This window comes from Gordonia prachuapensis (genome assembly GCF_036350515.1).
Taxonomy (GTDB): Bacteria; Actinomycetota; Actinomycetes; order Mycobacteriales; family Mycobacteriaceae; genus Gordonia; species Gordonia prachuapensis.
This window is the reverse complement of the sequence record NZ_JAZDUE010000007.1, coordinates 35,332-55,734: the sequence shown is the minus strand read 5'-3', so window position 1 is coordinate 55,734 and position 20,403 is coordinate 35,332. Positions and strand designations below refer to the sequence as shown.

The 20,403-nt window shown below is 66.2% G+C and carries 19 protein-coding genes; 7 read left to right on the top strand and 12 right to left on the bottom strand.

All coding sequences use genetic code 11. The features are described from left to right. Nucleotides 1-120 precede the first annotated feature (120 nt). Nucleotides 121-603: a MaoC/PaaZ C-terminal domain-containing protein gene (locus V1Y59_RS09810; RefSeq protein ID WP_330504663.1), complete on the top strand. Its 483-nt coding sequence runs from the start codon at nt 121-123 to the stop codon at nt 601-603. Nucleotides 604-669: 66 nt separating this feature from the next. Here V1Y59_RS09810 and V1Y59_RS09805 read toward each other — a convergent pair whose 3' ends face one another. The 7 genes from V1Y59_RS09805 to V1Y59_RS09775 form a co-directional block, all read right to left on the bottom strand. Beyond that, entirely contained in the window at nt 670-1,278 is a 609-nt protein-coding gene (locus V1Y59_RS09805; RefSeq protein ID WP_330504662.1) for a TetR/AcrR family transcriptional regulator, read from the bottom strand. A gap of 133 nt (nt 1,279-1,411) precedes the next feature. Continuing rightward, nucleotides 1,412-1,750, bottom strand: coding sequence for an EthD domain-containing protein (locus V1Y59_RS09800; protein ID WP_330504661.1), 339 nt, complete (start codon nt 1,748-1,750; stop codon nt 1,412-1,414). 77 nt (nt 1,751-1,827) lie between these two features. After that, nucleotides 1,828-3,357, bottom strand: a complete 1,530-nt coding sequence (locus V1Y59_RS09795; protein WP_330504659.1) for a class I adenylate-forming enzyme family protein — start codon at nt 3,355-3,357, stop codon at nt 1,828-1,830. An 87-nt stretch (nt 3,358-3,444) separates the two neighbouring features. After that, nucleotides 3,445-4,287, bottom strand: coding sequence for a mycofactocin-coupled SDR family oxidoreductase (locus V1Y59_RS09790; RefSeq protein WP_330504658.1), 843 nt, complete (start codon nt 4,285-4,287; stop codon nt 3,445-3,447). Nucleotides 4,288-4,420: 133 nt separating this feature from the next. Then, complete coding sequence (locus V1Y59_RS09785) at nt 4,421-5,158, bottom strand: SDR family NAD(P)-dependent oxidoreductase (protein ID WP_330504656.1); 738 nt, start codon at nt 5,156-5,158, stop codon at nt 4,421-4,423. Nucleotides 5,159-5,163: 5 nt separating this feature from the next. Then, complete coding sequence (locus V1Y59_RS09780) at nt 5,164-6,978, bottom strand: acetyl-CoA carboxylase biotin carboxylase subunit (RefSeq protein WP_330504655.1); 1,815 nt, start codon at nt 6,976-6,978, stop codon at nt 5,164-5,166. Continuing rightward, nucleotides 6,975-7,832, bottom strand: coding sequence for a fumarylacetoacetate hydrolase family protein (locus V1Y59_RS09775; protein WP_330504654.1), 858 nt, complete (start codon nt 7,830-7,832; stop codon nt 6,975-6,977). Before V1Y59_RS09775 ends, V1Y59_RS09780 begins: the two co-directional genes overlap by 4 nt. Nucleotides 7,833-7,943: 111 nt before the next feature. Here V1Y59_RS09775 and V1Y59_RS09770 point away from each other — a divergent pair, with 111 nt between their 5' ends. From V1Y59_RS09770 to V1Y59_RS09760, 3 genes are all read left to right on the top strand, one after another. After that, nucleotides 7,944-8,828 carry an acyl-CoA thioesterase gene (locus V1Y59_RS09770; protein ID WP_330504653.1) on the top strand — a complete coding sequence of 295 codons (885 nt, stop codon included), beginning with the start codon at nt 7,944-7,946 and terminating at the stop codon, nt 8,826-8,828. Nucleotides 8,829-8,910: 82 nt separating this feature from the next. Further along, complete coding sequence (locus V1Y59_RS09765; RefSeq protein WP_330504652.1) at nt 8,911-9,336, top strand: cupin domain-containing protein; 426 nt, start codon at nt 8,911-8,913, stop codon at nt 9,334-9,336. 36 nt (nt 9,337-9,372) lie between these two features. Then, nucleotides 9,373-10,245 (top strand): mycofactocin-coupled SDR family oxidoreductase, encoded by an 873-nt coding sequence (locus V1Y59_RS09760; protein WP_330504651.1) that lies wholly within the window; start codon nt 9,373-9,375, stop codon nt 10,243-10,245. 103 nt (nt 10,246-10,348) lie between these two features. Here the strand turns inward: V1Y59_RS09760 and galE are convergent, their stop codons facing one another. The 5 genes from galE to V1Y59_RS09735 are packed head-to-tail and all read right to left on the bottom strand — an operon-like array spanning nt 10,349 to nt 16,823. Further along, on the bottom strand, nt 10,349-11,320 hold the full coding sequence (gene galE / locus V1Y59_RS09755) for a UDP-glucose 4-epimerase GalE (protein WP_330504650.1): 972 nt from the start codon (nt 11,318-11,320) through the stop codon (nt 10,349-10,351). Continuing rightward, nucleotides 11,317-13,491 (bottom strand): alpha-galactosidase, encoded by a 2,175-nt coding sequence (locus tag V1Y59_RS09750; protein WP_330504648.1) that lies wholly within the window; start codon nt 13,489-13,491, stop codon nt 11,317-11,319. Before V1Y59_RS09750 ends, galE begins: the two co-directional genes overlap by 4 nt. 53 nt (nt 13,492-13,544) lie before the next feature. Further along, nucleotides 13,545-14,948 (bottom strand): ABC transporter substrate-binding protein, encoded by a 1,404-nt coding sequence (locus tag V1Y59_RS09745; protein WP_330504646.1) that lies wholly within the window; start codon nt 14,946-14,948, stop codon nt 13,545-13,547. 9 nt (nt 14,949-14,957) lie between these two features. Continuing rightward, nucleotides 14,958-15,902 (bottom strand): carbohydrate ABC transporter permease, encoded by a 945-nt coding sequence (locus V1Y59_RS09740; RefSeq protein ID WP_330504644.1) that lies wholly within the window; start codon nt 15,900-15,902, stop codon nt 14,958-14,960. A 9-nt stretch (nt 15,903-15,911) separates the two neighbouring features. After that, the gene (locus V1Y59_RS09735) at nt 15,912-16,823 is read right to left on the bottom strand and encodes a carbohydrate ABC transporter permease (RefSeq protein ID WP_330504643.1); all 912 of its coding nucleotides are present in this window, start codon (nt 16,821-16,823) and stop codon (nt 15,912-15,914) included. Between the two features lie 337 nt (nt 16,824-17,160). On the opposite strand from V1Y59_RS09735, the gene V1Y59_RS09730 reads away from it, so the two are divergent. Genes V1Y59_RS09730 through galK form a run of 3 tightly spaced genes read left to right on the top strand, consistent with a single transcriptional unit; the run spans nt 17,161 to nt 20,367 of the window. Beyond that, nucleotides 17,161-18,012, top strand: a complete 852-nt coding sequence (locus tag V1Y59_RS09730) for a DeoR/GlpR family DNA-binding transcription regulator (RefSeq protein WP_330504947.1) — start codon at nt 17,161-17,163, stop codon at nt 18,010-18,012. Beyond that, complete coding sequence (galT, locus tag V1Y59_RS09725; RefSeq protein ID WP_330504642.1) at nt 17,999-19,153, top strand: galactose-1-phosphate uridylyltransferase; 1,155 nt, start codon at nt 17,999-18,001, stop codon at nt 19,151-19,153. Before V1Y59_RS09730 ends, galT begins: the two co-directional genes overlap by 14 nt. Next, nucleotides 19,150-20,367: a galactokinase gene (gene galK, locus V1Y59_RS09720; RefSeq protein ID WP_330504641.1), complete on the top strand. Its 1,218-nt coding sequence runs from the start codon at nt 19,150-19,152 to the stop codon at nt 20,365-20,367. The genes galT and galK overlap by 4 nt, the downstream gene beginning before the upstream one ends. The last annotated feature ends 36 nt before the right edge of the window (nt 20,368-20,403 follow it).

The window sequence follows — 20,403 nt, the reverse complement described above, 5'->3', positions numbered from 1 at the left end:
ACATCCCGAGCTTGTTGTTGACGTTTGCTTGACCTTGGGTAGGGCCGGAACCTATTCTAAAAACGAACGTTTGCTCGTAGGTTAGCACGGGCACCCCACGAATGGCCATAAGGAGTTTTCATGACTGCGATCGACGTCAACAGCCCTGAGCGCATCGGCGTACCCGATCGCCGTTGGGAGGACCTACAACTGGGCGACGTGCTGTGCAGCCCGGGAATCACGGTGACCGATGCCCACCTGGTCACCTGGGCCGGACTGACCGGCGACATCGTGTCGCTGCACCTCGACGAGCAGTACGCCGCGACCACCCAGTTCGGCCAGCGGATCGCGCATGGTCCGTTCACGTTGTCGACCGCGCTCGGCCTGATCACCCAGACCGGCTACTTCGCCAATGTCGTTGCGTGGCTGGGTCTTGACGAGGTTCGTGCCCAGCAACCGGTCCTCATCGGTGATTCCATCCGGGTAGAGGCCGAACTCGTCGTCGCACGTCACACCAAAAAAGACGATCGCGGCATCTGGACGTTCGCCTACACGGTGACGAATCAGCGCGGCGAGGTCGTGATGACGTTTCAGAGTTCATTCATGATCTGGCGCCGAAACTGATCTCACGCAAACGGCGCCCTTCCCGAGTCGGGAGGGGCGCCGTTGAACTCTGCGGGCCTATGTCCGTCAGGACGCAGGCAGGCCGAGCTCCCGAACCGCCAACTTGATATAGGTGCCCACCAGCTTGTCGAGGGACTTGGGCCCGGAGGGGCGATACCAAGAGGACACATGGGCCCCCTGGGCGAGCACCGAGTATGCCTGGATCTTCGGGTCGATCACATCGGCACCGGTCTCCGCAGCCACCTTCTTCACCAGCCGCAGGAACAGATTCTCGTACTCAGCTCGTTTGGTGAGCACCTTGGTGCGGTTGTCCTCGTTGAGGGAGCGCAGTTCCGAGTTTCCGATGAACACCTGCTGCGCATGCTCGGCGTGGTACCGGATGTGGCACCCAACCGCTGCCTCGTATCGCGCGAGTGCGGTCGGCTCCGCAGCCTCCACCGCGTCGTGTACCGAATCGAGCAGTTCGTCCATCACCGAGATCATGATGTCGGCGAGCAGGTCCTCTTTGCCGTTGATGTGGTTGTAGAGACTGCCCACCTGAAGGTCGACTTCAGCAGCGACGCCACGCAGGGAAGTCGCCTCGTAGCCCTGCTCATAGAAGAGCTTGACCGCGGCCTCCCGGATCGACTTCCGGGTGCGCGCTCCACCGGTGGTGAGGCGGGTGGCACGGGGCATGGCTCCTCCGAGGTTCGGTGTTCGGCGAACTCACAAACTATCGTACGTTGCTTTTTGTCTGGACTTGCGCGGCGACGCCGGCCGGTCGTCGTCGACCAACCGGCGTCGTGCAGGCGATGAGCTGCTGCTCAGGTCATTCCTTGTCGACCACGACATAGTCGTCGAGCACCACGACACTGTTGACGTCAAGAAAGTTGTCGATGTCGTCGATGGCCTTCTGCCCCGCCGGCGACGCCCACGCCGCGTCCATGGCCTCGGCGCTCTCGTAGTCCAGGATGACCATCCCGTCGAGATCGAAAACGTTGTCCGGCTCGTCGGCGTCCCCCTGGGGTACGACGTGGCGCTGCACGTAGCGCACCACCCCCGGGAGGTCGGCGGCCAACGGCGCATGCACGTCGCGCCAGTACTTGTCGAACTCCGCGAAGGACATCCCCTTCTTGCGCTTGAGCAACGCTACGGTACGAATCGTCATGGCTGTTACCTCTCTGTCTTGTCAATTGTGTTGTCTGCGCGCCCGGACGGCGACTTCCGACGACGCCGCGGCGTCCGTCACCAGCCCATGGCGGTACGGATCTTCGTCTTGACGATCTTGCCGCTCGGATTGACCGGAAGGTCCTCGTGGCCCACGAGTTTGATCACCTTGGGCACCTTGTAACCGGCGAGACGAGTGCGCAGGAAAGTACTCAACTCGTCCTCGGTCACCGTGATCCCGGACCGCACGGCGATGACCGCGCGGACTTCCTCGTCCCATTGCAGGCTGGGGACACCGATGACTGCCGCCTCCATCACCGCGGGGTGCGTGTGCAAGAGCTGTTCGATCTCCGAGGAGTAGACGTTCTCTCCCCCGGTCTTGATCATGTCCTTCGCCCGGTCGCGGAAATACAGGTAGCCGGTGTCGTCTCTCTCTGCGAGATCTCCGGTACGCAACCATCCGGCATCGTCGAGCACCTCGGCGGTGGCGTCCGGCCGACCGTAGTACCCGGTCATCACGCCGGGGCCGCGAACGCAGATCTCACCGATGCTTCCGGCGGGGACGGGCGTGCCGTCGATGAGGTCGCGCAGCTCCACCTCCGCCAACAGATACTCGGTACCGATCGAGCCGTCGACCTCAGGTCGCATCATGTCGGCGGGCAGCAATCGGGTGACCATCGGCCCGGCCTCGGTGAGGCCATACCGAAAGTAGAGGTCGACGCCCGGGATCAGCGACGACACAGCCTCTTTGTCCGGCATACGCAATAGCCCGGCCCCGGAGTGCAGCGCGGCGAAACCACCACGGAAACCCGGGGTGTCGAAGGCTCCCGCCTTCAGCATGCGCCGAATCATGTTGGGAACCAAGAACATGTTGGTGATCGACTCGCGCTCGACCAGCTCGGCGACTCGCCCCTCGTCGAACTTCTGCACCACGTAGGTGCTGCGTCCGGTGATGTAGTGCGGCACGACCCAACAGAGCAGACCCGCAGAATGGAAGAGCGGGGTCGTGACGAGACCGCGATCTCCGGGCCGCGCCCCGACTCTACAGTCGGAGATCTCGTTGAGAGCGTTGGTCATCGCCGCCCGATGCGACAACACCACACCTTTGGAGAAGCCGGTCGTACCGCCGGTGAACAAGATGCACGCCGCATCCTGCTCCCCGACTCGCACGGTGTCGAGCCGATCCGCATTCGATTGCAGCGCATCGAGTTCAGACTGGGTGATCACGGTGATCGATCGCCGGATCTCGGTGTCGCCGACCGCAGCTGCCAACGCATCCGCGAAATGATCGGCAACCAGAATCACCGAGGCGTCTGTCTCATTGATGCCGTGAACGAGCTCGGCCTGTGCCCATCGCCAGTTGTACGGGACGTAGGCGGCGCCGGCGGCAACCGCACCCAGCATGGTTTCCACGCCGAAGATGCCGTTGTCGGCGAGCACACCGACCGTGTCGTGCCGAGCCACGCCGTGGGAGCGCAGCACACCGGCAATGCGGAATGCGCGGTCGGCGAGTTCGCCGTGTGTCAGCCGACCGGTGTCGTCGGCGATGGCCTCGGCGGCCGGGTTGAGCCGTTCGTTGCGGTGAATCGCATCAACGAGCGTGAACATCTCGGGTTTCTCCTCGGGCGGGGTCGATCGGCACGGAACGTGGGTGGGACCGCCCGCCACGAGGAAAACCCCGTGGCGGGCGGGATATCATCCGCCGACCTTCTGGCTGGCGCCCGCGTCGATGGGCAGGTTGACGCCGGTCACGTAGCGTGAGTCGTCGGTCGCCAGGTAGACAACCGCGCGGGTGATGTCGATGGGCTCGACGTAGGGCAGATCCGGCAGCGAGTGCATCGTCGCGAACGCCGGCTTGGCATCGTCTTCGGTCGGCGCGTCGAGATCGGGGCGGAACAGCTTGTAGAACGTGGGGTTCTGCAGCAGGTCAGTGTTGACGTTGGTCGGCGACACTGCGTTGACCCGAATCCCTTGGGGCCCGAGCTCGTTGGCGAGAGTGTGCATGAGGCCGATGATCCCGTGCTTGGCGGTGACGTAATGTCCGACGTTGGGGTAGCCGCCAAGGCTGGAGGTGCTGCCGGTGAAGATGATCGACCCGCCCTCGCCTCGGTTCACCATGTCGGGAACCGCCGCCTTGACGGTGTGCCACACGCCGGTCAGGTTGGTGTCGATCATGTCGCGCCATTGATCCGGCGTCAGGTCCAGCACCCGGCCGGCAGAGATGACCCCGGCATTGGCACACACCACGTCGATGCGTCCGAGCGCTTCGAGACCACGGTTGGCGGCCTCGGTCATCTGGTCGAGGTCACGGACGTCGGCCTCGACGGCGACGACCTTGCGGCCGAGAGCCTCGATCTGACGGACGGTCTCGTTCAAGTCCTCGGGCGACGCCATCGGATAGGGAATGCTGTCGACCTGTTTGGCGATGTCGACGGCGACGATGTCGGCCCCCTCCTGCGCCAGGCCGATGGCATGCGATCTGCCCTGCCCACGCGCCGCTCCCGTGATGAAGGCGACCTTGCCGTCCAGCTTGCCCATGCCAACTCCTCATGTCCGTGCCGCGCCTTTCACGGTGCGCGGCGGTTTCGCTAAAAACTAGCGTACGTTCGTATTTAAGTGTGAGTCACCACACAGCTGGTGTCAACCTGCAATGTGGACAACATTGCGTCGCCTAGGCGAGGTAGCTGAACACTGCGGTGGCGCCGCCGTCGATGGTGACGGTGACACCGTTGATACCCTGCGCGTCGTCGCTCGCCAGGAAGGCGATCGTGGCGGCGACTTCCTGTGGGGTGACGATACGGCCACCCGGCGTCTTGGCGACCATGCTCGCCTCGTTGGCGATGTCGACCATCGGCGTGCGCATCGCTCCGGGCGCGACCGCATTGACGGTCACCGACGTCCCCCAGAAATCGAACAGCGATGACCGGGTCAGACTCGACAGCGCCGCCTTGGAGGCGGCGTAGGCCGGCAACGGATATCCCACCGAGGCGCTGATCGACGAGCAGTTCACGATCCGACCTCGAGTCGCCTCGCGGAGGTCGTCGCGGAACGCCTTGGTGAGCAGGAACGGTGCGGTCACGTTGACGTCGAGGCTGCGCGACCATTGGTCCAGGTCGGTGTCGGCAACTCGTCCGCGATGAAGGTATCCAGCGAGGTTGAGCAGAGTGGTCACGCGTCCGACCCGCTCGTGCACCCGCGCGGCGAGATCGCCGATGGCGGCGGCGTCCGTCAGGTCAGCGGCGAACGCGTGGACATCGGCCCCGCGTGCACGGGATGTGTCCACGACTGCCTGAAGCAACTCCGCGTCGCGATCGACCGCGACAATCGTGTCGCCGCGCTGGGCGAACCTGTCGACGACCGCTGTTCCGAGCCCACCCGCGGCGCCGGTGACGAGGGTGACGGAGACCATGGGCGTCAGTCGTCCGCAGCCGGCGCGATGACCGCGAGTTCGTCGCCGGAGGCGACGACGTCGCCCACCTTCGCCGCGAGACTGGACACCACCCCGTCGATGGCGGCACGGATCGGGTTCTGCATCTTCATCGCCTCGACGATCATCAGGATCTCACCGACGGACACGGCCTGCCCCTGGGCCACGTTGACGTCGGTCACCGTGCCCTGCATCGGGCTGGTCACCTGCCCGCTACCGGCCGCCGATGCCCGCTTACCCTTGCGCCGGGAACCGGCACCGCCTGCGCGGCGCGGCGACGCCTGTGCGATGGTCGTGTCGGCTGCGCCAGAGACCACCTGCGACGCCCCGAAGAACGGGATGACGTAGCGACGGTCGCCCACCCACACCTCGTCGCGTGCAGCGGGCTCGTCATCACTGGTGTCCGCGTCCTCCCCGACCGATGGCGTTGACCCAGCGGACGGCAGCAGCGCGGCCAGATCGATGTCGCGTTCGAGCCAGTTGGTGTTGATGGCGGCCGCGGCGAAATCGTCCTGGGCGAGTACCGCCTGCGCAGCAGGCGCTGTGGTGGGGACCCCGGTGATCGTCAGTTCGTCGAGCGCCCTGCGCATCCGGGCGATCGCATGCGTGCGGGTGGGTGCCCACGCGATGAGCTTGCCGACCATGCTGTCGTAGTGGGGCGCCACCTCGTCGCCCGAGTCGTAGCCGGAGTCCCAACGGACACCGGCACGGTCGGGAGCGGAGACGGTGCCGAGTGGTCCCGGTGACGGCAGGAACAGGCCGTCGGCGACGTTTTCGGCGTTGATGCGGACCTCGATCGCGTGGCCACGCGGCTCGATCCCGGACCCGCGGAAGCTCAACGGCTCGCCGGAGGCGACCCTGAGTTGTTCGGCAATGAGATCAACCCCGAGGGTGGCCTCGGTGACCGGATGCTCCACCTGAATTCGAGTGTTCATCTCGAGAAAGTAGAAGCGGTCGTCGGCCGCTTCGACCAGATACTCGACGGTGCCCGCGCCGACGTAGTCGACTTCCTTGGCGAGGCGAACCGATGCCTCCCCCATCGCCCGCCGCAGCGCGTCGGACAGTCCGGGCGCCGGCGCCTCCTCGACCAGTTTCTGGTGCCGACGCTGCACCGAGCAGTCGCGGTCACCGAGCCAGACCGCATTTCCGTACTGGTCGGCGAAGACCTGAACCTCGACGTGACGAGCGTGGGACAGATAGCGCTCGAGGTACACATCACCACGGCCGAAGGCCGCCGTCGCCTCGGTGCGCGCGGCGTCGAAGGACGCTGCGGCATGCGACGCATCGGCCACCACGCGCATACCACGCCCACCACCGCCGTAGGAGGCCTTGATCGCCACCGGATAGCCGTACTCGGCGCCGAACTCGGTGACCTGATCCGCCGATTCGATGGCGCCGCCGCTGCCCGGCACGCCGGGCACATCGGCGCGCTGGGCAACCGCCCGGGCGGCCACCTTCTCACCCATGACATCGATCGCCTTCGGGGGCGGCCCGACCCAGATCAGACCGGCGTCCTGCACCGCCTGAGCGAAGTCCGCGTTCTCGGCAAGGAACCCGTACCCCGGGTGAACGGCTTCGGCACCGGTCTGCTTCGCCGCGGAGATGATCTTGTCGATGTCGAGATACGACTCGCCGGGCGAGACACCACCGAGCGCGACCGCCTCGTCGGCCAGTCGCACGTGGCGAGCCGCCGCATCGGGGTCGGAGTGCACCGCGACGCTCGCGATCCCGAGTTCGGTGCAGGTTCGGATGATCCGAACCGCGATCTCGCCACGGTTGGCGATCAACAGTTTGCCGATCATGAGGTCAACTCCTTGTCCGCCCGGCTGCCTGCGCGAGCCACGCATTCGTTGGTGCAGGCACCCAGGCCTGCGATCTCTGTCCGCACCGTCTGGCCAGGCGTGAGGAACACCTGAGGATCGCGACCGGCACCCACCCCCGCCGGCGTGCCGGTCAGAACGAGGTCACCGGGATGCAGGGTCATGACCGTCGAGAGGTACGAGACGAGTTCGGCGGGACCGAACAGGAGATCGGCGGTGCTCGAGTGCTGCACCACCCGGCCGTCGACGGTGCAGGTGATCTCCAGATCCGCGGCATGGTCGACCTCGTCCGGCGTCACGATCCACGGACCAACGGGAGTGGTCGCATCAAAAGTCTTGCCGAGCAGCCACTGCGTGGAACGACGCTGCCAGTCTCGCGCGGAGATGTCGTTGGCCACCGTGTATCCGGCAATCGCCGCGCGAGCTTCGTCAGCATCGGCGCGGTGTACCCGACGGCCGACAACGAGCGCGAGCTCGGCTTCCCAATCCCATGCGGCCGAGTCCGTCCACAGGCTGATCGGATCGTCAGGTCCGACCAACGCTGTCGTGAACTTCGAGAACACGTTGGGCACCTCGGGCAGCGGATGACCCATCTCGAGGATGTGTGCACGATAGTTGTGGCCGACACAGATGACCTTGCCCGGATCGACCACGGCGGGCGCGAGGTCGACAGAGCCCGAACCGATCTCGAACCCAGAGTAGTCATCGGCGTGTTCGTGCACCCCTGCGTCGAGCGCCTCACGCATCGACGAGAACGGCAACTGGATCCGACTACCTCGGCGGTCCATCAACACGCGGGGACCGTCGGGCGTCCGCACCGTGGCAAACCTCATCATCACCCTCACTGTAAGAACAAGCGTTCGTTTGTAATCTAGCGTGGTTCCGGATAGAACGTCAACAGCCCCGCATTACCCATTCGGCACCCGTGCCGTTCTTGGAGGTTCGACATGAGCGCTGCGCTGTTCACCGAGCTCCTCGACGTTCTCGACGTCGCCCGCCGCGGCGAGTGCACCTTCGTCGGACCGACGTGGACCCATCGGCTACCCCGGCTCTTCGGCGGCCAGGTGTTGGCCCAGGCACTGGTGGCCGCCGGATACACGGTGCCCACCGGCCGAGCTCCGCATTCGCTGCACGCCTACTTCCTCCGCGGAGGAGATCCGGATCTGCCGGTTCACCTGGACGTGGACACGGTTCGCGACGGCGGCACCCTCAGCACCCGTGTCGTACACGCGCGCCAGCACGACAACCAGATCTTCACCATGACCACGTCGTTCGCCGCGAAAGAACTCTTCGGCGAGACCGAGCTCGATCGACAGGAGTCGGACGCAACCCCGCTGCCAGAGCCGACAACACTTGCTGAGCTGGGCGACCGCCTCGCATCCGCACGGTCCGCGCTCCCAGCGTGGTGGGCCGATGGGCAACCCTTCGACATCCGCTTCGTCGATGACCCGTCGGCTCTCGCATCCGGCGTGACACAGAGGCCGATTCAGCGGTTCTGGGCTCGGGCGGCGGAGCCGCGAGTTGACCAGCAGCTCGATCCGACGACGAACTGCGCCCTTCTGGCCTTCCTGTCCGACCTGAACCTGCTCGATCCCGCACTCATGCCGCTCGGGCGGTCCTGGTACGGGAACGGGTACACCGAGGGTGCCAGTGTCGATCATGCGATGTGGTTCCACGCGATTCCCCACGTGGACCAGTGGTTGAGCGTCGAGCAGACGAGTCCGGTCACCGCCGGCGGCCGGGCACTGTGCACCGCGCACTTCCGTGACGCCACCGGAGCACTGGTGGCCACGGCCAATCAGGAGGGTCTCGTCCGCGCGCCCACGACATAGGGCCTTTGGACCTATTGCGGGCGTCACACCAACGGCGCTAAAGTTGCGAGCGTACGTTCGTTTGTTACAAGGAGGAGCCATCATGGCCGCAACCGACAAACCGGTGATCACTCGGCAGGGCGAGGAGTACGGGGACACCGGACAGTCCGGGGGCGCAGTGCGCGTCTCGGGCGTCAGCATCCAGCACACCCCGGCGACCAAGATCTGGTACGGGAAAGTGTCCAACAAGCCCGGATACCGTTCGTTCCCGCATCACCACGGAGAGGCCGAGACCGGCGGTTACGTCCTCAAGGGCCACGGGCGCATCTACTTCGGCGAGAACTACACCGAGTACTACGACATGGCCGAGGGCGACTTCGTGTTCGTTCCGCCGTTCATGCCGCATGTGGAGGCGAACATGAGCACGACCGAGGAGCTCATCTGGCTGACCACCCGCACCCCCGACAACATCGTCGTGAACCTCGACGATGTCGACGACGCCAGCCTCGAAGGCTACCGCCGCGCGTGAGCGCATCGTTCTGATCCGCGAAAGCTGAGGTATCCCATGACATCCAACGCACCTGACTCACCGCGAACCGGCCGCATGGTCGGAAAGGTCGCTCTCGTTACGGGTGCCGCGCGCGGACAGGGCCGGTCGCACGCACTTGCACTCGCCGCAGAGGGCGCCGATCTCGTCATCACCGACATCGCCGGCACGGTGGACACCGTGGGGTACCCGCTGGGCACCGCCGACGAGCTCGACGACGTACACCGCGAACTGAAGGAACTCGGCGCCCGAGTCCACCGCGCCACCGTCGACGTGCGCGACGCCGACGCGATGGTCGAGACAGTGACGTCGGCGGTCGCCGACCTCGGCAGACTCGACGCCGTGGTCGCCAACGCCGGCATCCTCGGCGCGCCGGCCCAGACCTGGCAGCTCACGCCCGAGCAGTGGCGCACCATGCTCGACGTCAACCTCACCGGCGTCTGGTCCACGTTCCGCGCCGCGATCCCGCACATGATCGACGCCGGCAACGGCGGATCGCTGGTCGGCATCAGCTCGATCGCGGGGTTGCGCGGAATTCCCGGGGTGAGTCACTACGTTGCCGCGAAACACGGTGTCGTCGGGCTCATCGGCTCGCTCGCCAATGAGCTCGCCCCCTACGGAATCCGGGCGAACTCGATCCATCCGACCAACGTTCGCACCCCGATGATCGACAATCCGCTGGCCGCCAAGATCTTCCGTCCTGACTTGGATGAGCCGAGCCTCGACGACGGCGTGGAGGTGCTCAAGCGCATCAATCTGCTCGACATGCCGTGGATCGACGTCTCCGACGTCACCGACGCGGTGGTGTGGCTGCTGTCCGACGAGTCCAAGCGGGTCACCGGGATCAACCTCCCGGTCGATGCGGGAATGCTCGCCAAGTACAACGGTTGACGCATCGCGGCTGACACTCTCAGCAGTCGCTCCGCGTGGATTCGCCCGGCCGGTCATCAAACCGGCCGGGCGAATCCATGCGGGGCTGGGCGCGATGACTGCGCTACCACCCAGTGGGCAATCGCGTCCGGAAGAGTTCCCAGGCATCGAGAACGATCTCGTCAAGACCGGCGTGCCGTGGTCGCCAGCCCAGTTCGACCGTCGCCTTCTCACTCGATGCGACCAGCACGGCGGGGTCACCGGCGCGACGTGGCCCGTCAACGGAGGGGATCGGGCGTCCGGTGACCCGCTCACATGCCGAGATCACCTCGCGCACGGTGGCTCCGGCACCGCTGCCGAGGTTGTAGATATGGTGCGAGCCGGCCCGGGAGGACTCGAGAGCGAGCACATGCGCCTCGGCGAGGTCGCGGATGTGGATGTAGTCGCGGATCGCGGTGCCGTCGCGGGTCGGCCAGTCGGTGCCGAACACCGAGATCGCCTCCCGACGTCCGGCCGCGACCTGTAACACCAACGGGATCAGATGCGTTTCGGTCGGGTGGTTTTCGCCGAGCCCGGCGAATGCTCCGGCGACGTTGAAGTACCGCAGGCTCGTCGCAGCCAGGCCGTGCGCAACCGCGTACGACCCGATCGCGTGGTCCACCGCGAGTTTGGTGGCCCCGTACGGGTTGGTTGGCCGGGTGGGCGCGTCTTCGGTGATCGGTGTTGAATCCGGTTCGCCGTAGGTCGCCGCGGTCGACGAGAACACCAGGCGCGGAGTCCGCGAGACCCGCATCGCCTCGAGCAGTTCCAGGGTCTTCACCACGTTGCCGTACCAGTACGTCTCCGGTGACTGCACCGACTCGCCGACGAGCGAACGCGCCGCGAAGTGCAGCACCCCGTCGAATACCCCTCCGTCGAGCAACCAGCCGGCGGCCTCGCCGACGTCACCGGCGACGAACGCGGCCCCGGCGGGGATCGCCTGTTCGCTGCCGGTGGACAGGTCGTCGACGATCACCACCTCGTGACCGCGATCGAGCAGCACTCGCGCGCAGACGCTGCCGACGTATCCGGCCCCGCCGGTGACGAGCAGCTTCATCGCACGTCCGCCTCGATCGCCCGCACGTGCAGCAGCATGCCGGTCTGCGGGTAAAGGACCGGGATCGCGAACCCCGCGTGGGCGAGCACTGCTCCGGGGGCCACAAGCTGCCCACCGTCGAGGATCCATTGCGGTGGCGCGACCGAGTGTCCGGCGTCGGTGAGCTCCGGGACGAGCGACACGCGGTAGGTGCGCGTCGCATCGAGGCCCGGCAACCGGATCCGGTCCGAGCGGTCCTCTGCGGACGTATCCATCTTCACCACCGCGAACACCGCCTCGTCGCGCTCCGCGGATACCGCACCGTGCACCCACACCGACGGATCGGGATGGTCGGAACGCACCATCGTGCCGGTGTGGATCAATCCGCGGAACTCCTTGTAGCGCAAAGCCCACCGGGCCAGCTGCTCGAGTTCGGTCTCCTCGAGACCGCTCAGATCGAGTTCCATCCCGGCGTGCCCGAACAACGCCGTCAGGCACCGGAACTGCAATGTCGCGTATCGGCCGGTGGTGTGCGAGATCGCCGGCCCGACGTGTGCACCCAGCAGTTCCGGCGGGATCAGCTGGGCGGTCCAGCGCTGGAGTCGCTGCCGTTCCAGGGGGTCGTTGGTGTCCGAGGCCCACACCCGGTCGGTGTGCTCGAGAATGCCCAGGTCCACCCGGGCGCCCCCGGACGCGCAGGACTCGATCTCCAGGCCGGGATGCCGGGCCCGCAGATCGTCGAGCAGCCGGTACAGGGCGTCGGTCTGCCGGTGCACCCCGGCGTGCCCGTCGCGGCTGAGCGCGGCGATCACGTCCCGATTGTGGTCCCATTTGAGGTAGCCCGGCCGCTCGGCGGTGATCACCGCATCCAGGCTCGCGACCAGGTAGTCGTACACCTCGGGGCGGCTCAGGTCCAGCACGTGCTGGTACCGCCAGCTCGCCGGCAACCGATCGGCCGGGGCCAGGAACCAGTCGGGGTGCTCTCGCACCAGATCGGAGTCGGGGTTGGCCATCTCGGGCTCCACCCACAGCCCCGGCTCCATACCGAGGGCACGGACGTGGTCGAACAGCGGCGCGAGACCCGACGGCCACACCTCCGGGTCGATCGTCCAGTCGCCGAGGCCGGCTCGGTCGTCGCGGCGGTTGCGGAACCAGCCGTCGTCGAGGACGAAGCGCTCTGCACCAACCTTCGCGGCGGCGTCGGCGAGGCGCAGCAGCCGGGACAGATCGTGGTCGAAGTAGACGCCTTCCCAGGTGTTCACCACCAGAGGCCGCGCCGACCGCGGGTGCCCGGGGCGTTCGCGCAGCCAGCGGTGCATGGCCGCGGCAGCGCCGTCGAGCCCGCAACCGGAATAGACGAACGACACCCACGGCGAGGTGTACGACTCGTCCGCCGCCAGCACGATCTCACCCGCGGCAAGGAGCTCGCCCCCACCGATCACCGCCGACGACTGTCCGGCCCGCTCAGGCAGGCGTTCGGCGAAGTGCGCGTGATTGCCGCTCCATGCCACATGCACACCCCACACCTCACCGCTGCGGAAGCCGAACCCCGCGGAGCCCGCGAACAGGAGCAGCGTCGCGTCGTGTCCGGTGCGGCCGCGGCGCGAGGCCCGCAGAGTGGTGCCGTGCCCGAACGCACGCCGCTGTGGGGTGTGCTCGCGACAATGGCGTCCGGTGGTATCGAGCACTTCGGTCGCGGTGTCCGGCAGCGGCAGCAGGATCTGCGCCCCGTCCAACGTCAGTGCCTCCTGACCGGGCAAGGTGTTGGTGACGGTCTGCCGGACGCGCAGGATGCCGCCGACCGCGAGTTCGAGGTCCATCCGCCACGACAGTCCGTTCAATGCATCGGCAGCGGTGACCGTCGCGTGACCGCAGTCGTCCTGCGCGAGGCGAACCCGTGTCCACCGCGGATGAATCCCACGCCCATTGCGGTGCAACGCCAGGGCGGGCGTTCCCTCCCAGGAGTCGTCTTGTCCTGGTGCCAGGCTCAACCATCGCGGCACGTCGATGCTGCTGTGCGGCACCGCCGGTGCTGCCGCCAGTCGCAGTGCCTCGAGCGTCTCGTCGGACAGCTCACCCAGGTCCGCACCCCAGTGCAGCACCGCGGGAAGGCCATCCGGGGCCCCCGGTCCGACAACAAGGGCGGCGCCGTCGCGACGCAGCACTGCCCATCGGTGGTTGGTCTCGGTCATTCTGTCCACTTTCTGATCGTTCGGGAATCGCGCGAATGTCGTCTGACGATCCACTACTTGCTGCTCGTGGTGAGTTCGAGCAGCGAGTTGATCTGGCCGTTGGTCGCGGTCAGAACGGAGGCGTCGTGCTCGCCGAGGTAGATGGAATCCAGGGCCGGCCGCAGGTAGGCCGTGATGTCGGCAGCGTTGTAGGTCACCGGGAAAAGGAAGGTGGTGCCGTCCTTGGTGTGGTCGGTGAACGCGGAGACGTCGAATCCGGCCGCGGCGTGTGCCGCGAGCGCGGCGGCGGTGCCCGCCGGCCGCGCGGGGAACACCACCGCGCTCTCACCAACGATCCGCTGGCATTCGTCACCGGCGAGGAAGGCCACCCACTTCGCCGCGGCCTCGGGATTCTCGGCCTGCTTCGACACCGAATCGGCCAGACCGTTGAACATCGACGCACGCTGTCCGGTCGGCCCGATCGGGGTCGGCGCGACCGCGACATCCATGGCGTTGCCGTCGGCATCGGTCAGCGTGGTGTAAGTCGAGATCATCCAGTCACCGTTGAGCGCCATCGCCGCGGTACCCGAACTGAGTTGCTTGTCTCCGCCGAAGGCGGCACTCGGGTTTCCGGCCACCGAATACGGTGCCATGTAGCCCTTCTCAGCGAGACCAAAGTACCAGTCCACGGTCCTCTGGAAGCGGGGATCATCGAAGTTGAACTGATCGCCCCACGGGTTCTGGTTGGTGTATTGCCACCCGATGGAGCCGGTGTAGGGCGACCATTGCGTCTGCCCGAATCCGCCGAAGCCCGAATCGCTACCGGCCAGTCCATAAGTCTTCACGTTGTTCGGGTCGAAACCCGGCTCGTCACCACGAATCCCGTTGGCGTCCACGGACAGGTGCGCGATGATCTTCTCGAATGTGCCGCCGTCCTGCGGGTTCCACGTCATCGTGCGCAGCTGTTCGTCGGTGATCCCGGCTTGCCGCGTCATGGTGCGGTTGTAGAAGTAGCCGACGGTGTCCCAGTCCTTGGGTGCGCCGTAGCGGTGCCCGTCCTGCCCCTTCCACAGTTCGGCGAGCCCGGCCATGTAGTCGCTGTCTTGAATGTCCTCGGTCGCGGCGAGTTCGTCGAGCGGGTAGAGCACATCCAGTTCGACGAACTGTGCGTACTTGGACAGGTGGTCGGTGAACACGTCGGGTCCGGTGTCGGCGATGAAGCCCGCGGTGAGCTTGGACCAGTAGTCGGCCCATCCGTATTGGGTGAACTCGATCGTCAGGCCGGGATTGCGCGTCTCGAATTCCTCCGCGCACTTCTGGTAGGCCGGCTGCTGCGCGGAATCCCACAGCCAGTAGTCGATCGTGTTGGGATCACCGTCGCCCCCGCCGATACCGCACGCGGTACTCAGTGCCACGACCGACGCGGAGGCCAGTGCGCCGGCGAGTCTGCCGATTCGTGTCATCGTGATCGCTCTCATGTCAGCACCTCACTTGAGACCGCTGAACCCGATGGAGTTCACGATCCGTCTGGCGAATGCGAGGAACAGCAGCAGCATCGGTAGCGCCGCGACCAGAGTGGCTGCCATCAGTCCCGACCAGTCCGGCCCGGTTTGCGGGGTCTGCGACTTGAACACCCCGAGCGCAACTGTCAGTACCCGCGAGGAGTCGGTGTAGGACACCATCAGGGGCCAGAAGTAGTCGTTCCAGGCTCCGATGTAGGTGAGGATGGCCAGTGTCGCGATCGGCGCGGCCGACATCGGCATCACCAGGGAGAAGAAGATCCTGACCTTGGACGCACCGTCCATCAACGCCGCTTCCTCGATCTCACGGGGAATGGTGAGAAAAAATTGTCGCAGGAAGAACACGGCGAACGGGGTCATCAGCATGCTCGGCAACGCGATGCCCAGCAGCGTGTCCACAAGGCCGAGTTGCTTGATCAGCACGAAGTTCGGCAGCAGCGTGAAGATCGCCGGAACCATCAGCCCGGCCAAGAACACCGCGAACACCTTGTCACGGTGCCGCCACCGCAGCCGCGCGAACGCGTAGGCGGCCATGGCGGAGAAGAACACCTGCCCCAAGGTGATCAGTGTCGCGACCACAACCGAATTGAGCAGGTAACGCCAAAAGTTCATCGGCTGCCCGGCACCGCCCGCGTCAATCGCCTCCTGTCCGGTCTGCAGCCCGAACACCCGCGCGAACCCACTGAGCGTCGGGTCGGCCGGGAGAAGACTCTGCGAGCCCGCAGACAACGCGGCGTTGCTCGACAGCGCGGTGCGCAGCGCCCAGTAGAAGGGGAAGAGGCTGACGAAGATGATGGCGATCATGACCGCCCAGGCAAGAATTCGCCCCAGGGTCCACCGTCGCACCCGCTTCGCGGCTGCGGGACGCTCGTCGGGTTCGACGATCACCACTTCTTGGCTGGCGAGAGTCATGGCTTGCTCCTAGTCCAGATCCGTCGCATCGGCGCGGATGAGCCGGTATTGCAGGAAGGTGACGGTGGCCAGGATCAGCAACAGCGCCACCGACATCGCGAACGCGTAGCCGAACTGGAAACGCCCGAACGCGAGGTCGTAGATGTACATCTGCAGCACTCGCGACGAGTCGCCCGGTCCGCCGGCGGTGGTCACCGCGATGGTGTCGAAGATCTGGAACGAGCCGACCATCGTGACGATCAGGACCAGCGCCAGGATCGGACGCAGCAGCGGCACCGTGATCCGAAAAAACATCGACGTCTCGCTCGCGCCGTCCAGTTTCGCGGCCTCGTACACAGTCGGCGGAATCGTCTGCAGTCCGGCGAAGATGAGCAGCGCGGTGTAGCCGACATGACGCCAGACGTTGACCAACGCGGCGGTCGGGATGACCCAGTTCTCGTCGCCCCAGAACGCGATTCGGTCCAATCCCAACCATTCGAGAACTTGGTTCCCGATCCCCAACTTGTAGTCGAGTATCCACAAGAACAACAGGGCTGCAATCACATTCGCCATGAGATACGGCGTCAACACCAGGCCCCGCACCAGCGAGGACTGGGTAAGCCGCTGCATGAGCACGGCGATGACCAGTGCGACCACGGTCTGGATGCCGATGTTGAGGACGACGTAGTAGAGGGTGACCCGCACCGCGTTCCAGAACACGGGGTCGTGCACCATGCGCACGTAGTTGTCGAACCCGACGAATTTCGCCGGGGTCAGCAGGTTGTAGTCGGTGAAACTGAACTGGATTCCCCGGATAAGCGGCCAGAAGATGAACACACCGAAGCCCGTCGCGGCCGGCGCGATGAACAGCACGGCCAGCCGGGTGTCATCCCGCCTGGGACGATTCCGTGCCGGACGGCGAGTTGCCGCAGATTCGGTCATGATGTCGGTCTCCTTCAACGGCTGACGGGGTTCGGACTTGCCGGGTCGCCGGTGACGGCGCCATGAACTGCGAGGGGGGCAGTGGACACCGCAATCCGAAGAGAGACGATTGAATCCCCAATATCGAACATTTTCCGCCATATCTGAATCAAGCCAGGTAAGAGCATGTGATGCAGATAACAGGACCACACCGATCGCTCGCCTGTCAAGCCGTGAACGGCAGTGCAGACGGCTGATTCTGTTTATTTTGGTTTGCTTCTGTTCGAGGGTGTGCAACACTGTGATGGCGGCCACAAGCGTGGCGGCGTGGCAGCAACAACGAAGGAGAGCACCGGTGATGTTGGCTCGGCAACGACAGGACGAGATCCTCGCGCAGGTCGCCGCGCACGGCGCGGTGAAGGTCGCCGGACTCTGCGCGGCACTGGGCGTGTCGGACATGACGATTCGGCGCGATCTCAAGGACCTCGAGGATCGCGGCCTCGTCGAGAGAGTGCACGGCGGAGTCACGCTGCCGCGCGCGACGAGCAAGGACGAGCCCGGTTTCTACGCCAAGTCGACCCGGGCCCTGGACGCCAAGCGCGCGATCGCCAAGACTGCCGCCACGCTCGTGCGGCCCGACACCTGCATCGGCATCTCCGGTGGCACCACGACCCACACGTTCGCGAGCGAACTGCTCGATGTACCTGGGCTGACCGTCGTCACCAACTCGCTGCCGGTCGCCGACATCTTCAACGATCGCGGCCGTGACGACCAGACGATCCTCCTCACCGGGGGGCAGCGGACCCCCTCCATGGCCCTGGTCGGCCCGCTGACCGTGGTCACCCTAGAGCGGCTTCACCTCGACGTTCTGTTCCTGGGTACCCACGGCGTGCACGTCAACGCCGGACTGACATGTCCGAATCTACTGGAGGCTCAGGCGAATCAGGCGATGGTCGCCGCGTCACGCCGGGTGGTCGTGCTCGCCGATCACACCAAGTGGGGCGTCACCGCGCTGGCCAGCACGCTCCGACTGTCGGACGTGGACGTCCTCGTGACCGACTCCGGTCTCGACGACAGCGCCCGCGAGATCCTCGCCGACAACGTGCACGACCTGATCGTTGCGCCGGACGCGGCCGGGTCCGCCCCCGACGGACTCGAACACTCCGTCGCGTCCTCCGCCGTCAAGGAAGGCACCGATGACCGTGCATGACTCGTCCGTATCCGTCGCCGCACGAGTGCGGAAGACAGCGACCACGCTGGCCGACGGCCGTGAGTTGATCTACTACGACGACTCCCCGCCGTACGTCTCCGGCGAACGCACCCGCGCGCTCGTCGACACCCGCCCGCTCGCCCCGGCGTCGTCGGAATCGCAACTGCGCTATGACGTACTCAGCGGGGAGTGGGTGACCATCGCCGCCGCCCGGATGGAGCGCACGTTCCTCCCGCCGCCCGATCTGTCTCCGCTCGCGCCCACTCAACCGGGCCGGCCCGCCACAGAGATCCCGGCCGACGACTACGACGTCGTGGTCTTCGAGAACCGGTTCCCGTCACTGTCGCGGCTGGCCGAACGATACCCACCGGCGACGAGCGTGGACGGTGAGCCTCTGTGGCCGTTGACGCCCGGCACCGGTCGCTGCGAGGTCGTGTGCTTCACCAGCGACCCCGACGCCAGCTTCGCTACGCTCGATCTGCCCCGTGTGCGCACCGTGATCGAGGCCTGGGCCGACCGCACCGCCGAACTGTCCCGCATGGCCGGCATCGAGCAGGTGTTCTGCTTCGAGAACCGCGGCAAGGAGATCGGTGTCACGCTGACGCATCCTCATGGGCAGATCTACGCCTATCCCTATCTCCCACCACGCACCCAGTCCTTGATCCGTCAGGCACGCGCCCACCACGCCGCCACCGGCGGCAACCTGCTCGCCGACAATCTCGCCGCAGAGCGCCGCTCCGGACGGCGCATCGTGGCAACCGGTGAGCATTGGACCGCATTCGTCCCCGCCGCGGCGCGCTGGCCGCTGGAGGTGCAACTCGTTCCGAACCGTCACGTTCCCGACTTCCCCGCGCTCACCGATGCCGAACGGGCCGAACTCGCGGCGGTGTATCTCGACCTGCTCGGTCGCGTCGACCGCTTCTTCGAGGGCGTCGACGAAACCCCCTACATCGCAGCATGGCACCAAGCCCCGGTCGGGCAGGACCGCCACCACGGACGGCTGCACCTACAGCTGTTCTCGCTGATGCGCTCGCCGGGCCGAATGAAGTTCCTGGCCGGTTCCGAGTCGGCGATGGGCGCCTGGGTCAACGACACGACTCCCGAGGAGATCGCCGATCGACTGAATGCGGTGGCACCATGACCGCGGGATCCGAGGTCATCGCCGATTGGCTGGAGCCGATCGCCGAGCAGCAACTCGCCGATGAGGTCACCCTGCTCTTTGCCGACCGTTTCGGCAAGGACCCGGACGGCGTGTGGTTCGCCCCCGGTCGGGTGAACCTGATCGGCGAGCACATCGACTACGTGGGCGGGAGAGTGCTGCCGTTTGCGTTGCCCCACGGCACCGTGGTCGCCGTGCGATTGCGCGACGACGACGTGGTTCGCTGCATCTCCTCGGCCACCACCCGCGCCTGGACCGGCAAGGTCGGCGAGGTCGGTCCCGGCGATCCCCGCGGATGGGCCGCATACCCGGCCGGGGTCCTTTGGGCGATCGCGTATCACGAGACCCTCGCGCACGTACCGGGCATGGACATCGCCGTGCACTCCAGCGTGCCGCGCGGCTCCGGGCTGTCGAGTTCCGCCGCACTGGAATGCGCTCTTGCGCTGGCCGTTGCCGAACTACTCGGCGCGCCCACAGACGACCACGGCCGCAGCCGCCTCGCCCGCGACTGCGTCGCCGCGGAAAACATCGTCGTCGGCGCACAAACCGGCGGCATGGACCAGTCCGCTGCGCTGCGCGCCCGCACCGGCCACGCACTGCATCTCGACTGCACAGACTTCACGGCCGAGCAGATCCCGCTCGACTTCACCGCGGCCGGGCTCGAACTCCTGGTCATCAACACCAACGCCCCACACCGACTCGCCGACGGTGAGTACGGTCGGCGACGCGCCAGCGTGGAGCGAATCAGCAGGCGGATCGGCCCGCGATTGCTCCGCGACGAACCCGACGTGGAGGCGATACTCCACGCGCTCGGCGCCAACCAACCCGCGGCGGTGCCGCGAATGCGACACGTCCTCACCGAGATTCGTCGCGTGGATGCCGTCGTCACCAAACTTCGCGCCGGCGCCGTCGCCGACATCGGCGAGGAGCTGATCCGATCGGGTGAATCACTGCGCACCGACTACGAGGTCAGTTGCCCCGAACTCGACAACGCGGTCGCCGGGGCACTCGACGCCGGAGCCTTGGGTGCACGAATGACCGGCGGCGGCTTCGGTGGCTCCGCCATCGCGCTCATCCCGGCGGGCACGAGTGATGCCGTGTCCCAGGCGATCACCCGTTCGGCCCGCGCTCAAGGCCTGCCGGCTCCGCAATTCCTCGCCGGCGCACCCTCTCAAGCCGCGCACCGTTTGTACTGACGACCTGCCCGCCATCCCCACCCTCAGGAGCACTCC